The organism is Mycobacterium sp. (assembly GCF_035314665.1).
Classification (GTDB): domain Bacteria; phylum Actinomycetota; class Actinomycetes; order Mycobacteriales; family Mycobacteriaceae; genus Mycobacterium.
In genome coordinates this window covers 1-4,349 of the sequence record NZ_DATFZD010000173.1, presented here as the reverse complement: position 1 = coordinate 4,349, position 4,349 = coordinate 1, and the positions used below count along the sequence as shown (strand labels likewise).

Sequence of the window (4,349 nt, the reverse complement as noted above, 5' to 3'; positions counted from 1 at the left end):
GGCGGGAGGGGGCCGATCCGGTTACTTCGCAGCCGCTGCGTGCGTGGCCGTATCACGGCCGCAGCCGAGGCCAGGGCTCGCCAACTTGCGAGGGGACGTGGGGTCTGTGCCGTTGACCGCGAACTTTTGGATTTCGCGCCTTCCGGTCAGCGTTGCGCTGAAATCCTGGCTTGTCCTGACGACTCCGGTACGGACAACTCGAGTCGCGTTCACGACACCGCCTCCCACCGCGGCGGGGGCCTGCGCAACGGCCTGCGCCACTGTCACGTCGGAACCCGGCGGGCTAGCGGCGACCACACTATGACCGGCCCGAACAACTCCTCCGACGACGGCGCGGGTCGCACCGACCGCCGGACGACGTCCACCCGGTGCCCCTGCCACGGCGAGCGCCGCCGTGGCCGCTCCTGGGTCAGTCGCCAGCGTCGCGTTGGTCTGCCCCATGGTCGGCTGCACTCTCTTGGCAAGGGCGGGTGTCGGGTCGACCTGGGCTACTGCGGTGGCGGGCGACCCACTGTCGGCAAGGTGGGCAAAGGTGACAGGGGTTGACGGCGTGTGGACGCACAGCGCAGTGATGAGCGCAATGAGGTGTTGAAACAGCTGATGGAAGAACCCTCCTCCAACTGAACTCATGTGGACTCCTTTTCGGTCGTAGTGACCCCGGACACCGGAAAAATACGCCCATCCAACCCCTATAAGTGCCGCTTTGGGCAAAATTTTTCAGTAGCGTAAGCCAACCTTACTACTGAGTAATAGCGAACTCGACATCAGCCTAAATTTGCTGTTCAAGTGGTGGTATAAGTGAATATCGCTACTATCCAGAGATCGCGCTCGTAAATCTCTCAGCAATCGATACGATCGCTTAGCCAAGGCCCCCCATCGCCGAACTTGAGCAACGGTAAGTAGCTGTAATTGACGGATCCGCCACGGTATGCCGCACATCTCACCTGCCGGATGTTTGCCCCTGGTACGCGTGTCGTGTTCTGTCTGACCTGCCGCCGAGGCCCGGCCCGTGCAGCCTCATCGAATCTCTCCGTTCCGGATGAAGCCGGCCTCCTCGGGCGACGCTGAAACTCCCCTTAGGTTCCTCTAAGTTTTGTTCGCCGGATTCTGTCGCCGAGGGTTCGTTGCTGCGGTGAGCCGGCCACAGTCCGGTCACGGCAAACCGCTCGGTCGGGGGCCGCCGTTACCCCTCGTATACGTGAGCGGATATGTCAGCGCCGTCCCCCGGGACCCGCCGCCGGTAGTGTGACGGCCGATGTCAGCCCCCGAGACGCCTCGCCTGCTGTTCGTCCACGCCCATCCCGACGACGAATGCCTCACCACCGGCGGCACGATCGCGAGGTATGCCGCACACGGCGCGGAGGTTCACGTCGTCACCTGCACCCTCGGTGAAGAAGGCGAGGTCATCGGCGAGAGCTACCAACTCCTGGCTGTGGAGCACGCCGACCAGCTCGGTGGCTACCGCATCCACGAACTCACCCGGGCGCTGAACGCACTCGGAGTGAAGGAGCCGATCTTCCTCGGCGGCCCCGGCCGCTGGCGCGACTCCGGCATGGAAGGCACGCCGCCACGTCAGCGCACCCGCTTCATCGATGCCGGCGAGGTCGCCGTCGACGAGATGGCGCGCCTCATCGACCAACTGCGCCCCCACGTCGTCGTCACCTACGACCCCGACGGCGGCTACGGCCACCCTGACCACATCCACGCTCACGACGTCGCCACCGCGGCGGTCGGCGTCAGCACCTGGAAAGTGCCCAAGGTGTACTGGACCGTCGTGGCCACCGCCGCGATGCGCGCCGGCCTCGGCTCCCTCACCGAGGTGCCCGACGGCTGGGAGCGACCCGATCCCGACGCCATTCCGTTCGGTTACCCCGACGACGAGATCGATGCCGTCATCGACGTCGCCGACCACGTCACCGCGAAAACCGACGCGTTGGTCGCCCACGCCACGCAGGTCGTCGTCGCACCCGACCGGCGCTCCTGCGCGTTGTCCAACAACCTGGCCTTACCCATCCTGGCGCAGGAGCACTACATCATCGCCGCGGGCGACCCCGGCCCACGCGATGCACGCGGCTGGGAAACGGACCTGCTTGCGGGGCTGAACCTTGGCTGACCAACCCGCAACGCGTAGGCTCCCAGGAGCCGGCGCCGCAAGGAGGGGACTGCCATGGATAACACGGACATGGATCCGCAACTTCAGTACTGGCAAGACCGTGCCGATGGCTTCCAATGGGTGATCGGCTCGCTGGTCGGGGTGCTCGACAGCGTTCCGACCTGAGCGGAACCTCCGAACGCGTCCAAAACCACGGCGGGACAACCAGCCCCGCGTTTCGTACTGCTGTCCTGACGCTGCTTGCGGTTGACGGGGTGATCTCGGCGGTACTGGGCGCCGTATTTGTGCAAAGCCGGCTGGGCTCGGCTCCGTTTCCGATCAGCGCATTGATCAGCGGACTCGTCAACGCCGCGCTCGTCTGGGCCGGGTTGCAGGTCACGTCGTCGTCACGGGTGGCCGCGCTTCCGCTGTGGACATGGCTGCTGACCGTCGCCGTTCTGACCTTCGGCGGCCCGGGCGGCGGCATCGTTTTCGGCGGCCCGGGCATCGACGGCATCAGTGCGCTCGTGTTGCTGGTCGTCGGTGTGTTGCCGCCTGCCTGGGTTCTGTGGCGGCGACGCCACCGCGTGTAAGAGTTTGCGAAACAAGGCTTTACGCGCCTCGGCCTAACTGGGTAGCAGAGGCTTTGCCCAACTGGGCGAGCGGAGGTGCATCAATGAGTGCATCAAGGCTTGGGCCGCGATTCGGGCTGCTCCATGCCCGCGGCCCTGCTCAACCCCGACGCCTACTTTCGTTACCGTGCCCGCCGCGAGAACCGGTTCGCGATGTCGATCCCCAGCCTCGGCGAAGTGCTGTTGACCGGTCGCGCGGACGCCGCGCACGAGTGCCGATCCTGCGGTGTTTTCCGATCCGGCCCGGTTCGACCCATCGCGATTCCTTGACCGCACCTTCGGGCCGGCCGAGCACTCGCCGGACGGCTACGGCCATCGGCGCTGCGTCGGATCGGCGTTCGCCAGTGTCGAGTTGGCCGTCGTCCTGGGGACCATCTTGTCCAGCGTCGAACTCGAGATGAGCCCGCGCGAACGGCGTCGCAGGCCGCCGCGGTCGGTGCCGCGGGGGATCGCGACCCTGCCGAACAGGCCGATCAGGCTGCGGGTTGTCGGACGGCGCTGACTAATCCTGGCATTCTGGCGTCGGGTGGCTTCTTCGCGGTGCCCGCGGCCGCCTGGACGCCGGTGGTCACGTCCTTCGCAACCTCGGTCGTTGCGCTGGTGACCAATTGACGGACGGGCCGCCGGGCCCTGACGCCGCTGTCGCGTTGGTCAACGCGCCGCGCACGCGAACGGGACCGGCGGAACGGGAGGCAGCGGGGGCAGGATCCAGTTCAACTCGGCGATCCCGAGGTTGACCGGAGCGGTAAAGCTGCCGATGTTGACCAGACCCCGGACAAGGCTGACGTTAACGTTTGGTCACCCGGGATGGGGCGCGCATCCGCCGCGCTCCGGCGGCTAGGGTGTCAGGCATGCCAGGCACGGATGTTTCACATAGTGAGACGCCACGGATGATCCCCGATTGGAGTGGGGTTACACCGAGGTGGCCTTGACCCCCGGTGACGATCGGACCGTCGTGCCCACTCCCGCGGTCCCTCTGAAGCCAGCCGCCTCGGCACTGCGGCGAGTGTTGCGACGTGCGCGCGACGGGGTGGCGCTCAACGTCGACGAGGCGGCCGTCGCGATGGCCGCCCGCGGCGAGGACCTCGCCGACCTCTGTGCCAGTGCCGCGCGCGTGCGAGACGCCGGGCTGGCGTCGACGGGCCGCCGCGGCGCGACCGGGCGGCTGCCGATCAGCTACTCGCGCAAGGTGTTCATCCCGGTCACCCATCTGTGCCGCGACCAGTGCCACTACTGCACCTTCGTCACGGTTCCGGGCAAGCTGCGCGCGCAGGGCCGCGGCATGTACATGGCGCCCGACGAGATCCTCGAAGTCGCGCGCCGCGGCGCGGAGATGGGCTGCAAGGAAACGCTGTTCACCCTCGGCGACCGCCCCGAAACCCGCTGGCCCGAGTCGCGGCAGTGGCTCGACGAACGCGGTTATGACTCGACCCTGGACTACGTGCGGGCGATGGCCATTCGCGTGCTCGAGGAGACCGGCCTGCTGCCGCACCTGAACCCGGGCGTGATGAGCTGGTCGGAGATGTCGCGGCTCAAGCCCGTCGCCCCGTCGATGGGCATGATGCTGGAGACGACGTCGCGGCGGCTGTTCGAGAACAAGGGCATGGCCCACTACGGCAGCCCCG

General features: G+C 66.9%; 4 protein-coding genes and 1 pseudogene. 4 read left to right on the top strand and 1 reads right to left on the bottom strand.

Going from position 1 to position 4,349, the window contains the following annotated elements; translation table 11 throughout:
* Positions 1-21: 21 nt before the first annotated feature.
* Positions 22-630 (bottom strand): hypothetical protein, encoded by a 609-nt coding sequence (locus VKI00_RS13880; protein ID WP_324438238.1) that lies wholly within the window; start codon positions 628-630, stop codon positions 22-24.
* A gap of 625 nt (positions 631-1,255) precedes the next feature.
* On the opposite strand from VKI00_RS13880, the gene mshB reads away from it, so the two are divergent.
* The 4 genes and pseudogenes from mshB to VKI00_RS13860 all read left to right on the top strand — a co-directional run.
* Complete coding sequence (gene mshB, locus VKI00_RS13875) at positions 1,256-2,113, top strand: N-acetyl-1-D-myo-inositol-2-amino-2-deoxy-alpha-D-glucopyranoside deacetylase (protein WP_324438236.1); 858 nt, start codon at positions 1,256-1,258, stop codon at positions 2,111-2,113.
* A 116-nt stretch (positions 2,114-2,229) separates the two neighbouring features.
* Positions 2,230-2,685: a hypothetical protein gene (locus tag VKI00_RS13870; protein ID WP_324438234.1), complete on the top strand. Its 456-nt coding sequence runs from the start codon at positions 2,230-2,232 to the stop codon at positions 2,683-2,685.
* 262 nt (positions 2,686-2,947) lie between these two features.
* A pseudogene (locus VKI00_RS13865) lies at positions 2,948-3,226 on the top strand (cytochrome P450); the annotation flags it as partial.
* 420 nt (positions 3,227-3,646) lie between these two features.
* On the top strand, positions 3,647-4,349 hold a 703-nt coding region (locus tag VKI00_RS13860), incomplete at its 3' end, for a radical SAM protein (protein ID WP_324438240.1).

What these genes read in the sequence shown, in the direction of transcription:
- VKI00_RS13880 (WP_324438238.1), bottom strand. Translation starts at nt 630, where the DNA reads ATGAGTTCAGTTGGAGGAGGGTTCTTCCATCAGCTGTTTCAACACCTC.
- VKI00_RS13870 (WP_324438234.1), top strand. Translation starts at nt 2,230, where the DNA reads ATGGGTGATCGGCTCGCTGGTCGGGGTGCTCGACAGCGTTCCGACCTG.
- mshB (WP_324438236.1), top strand. Translation starts at nt 1,256, where the DNA reads ATGTCAGCCCCCGAGACGCCTCGCCTGCTGTTCGTCCACGCCCATCCC.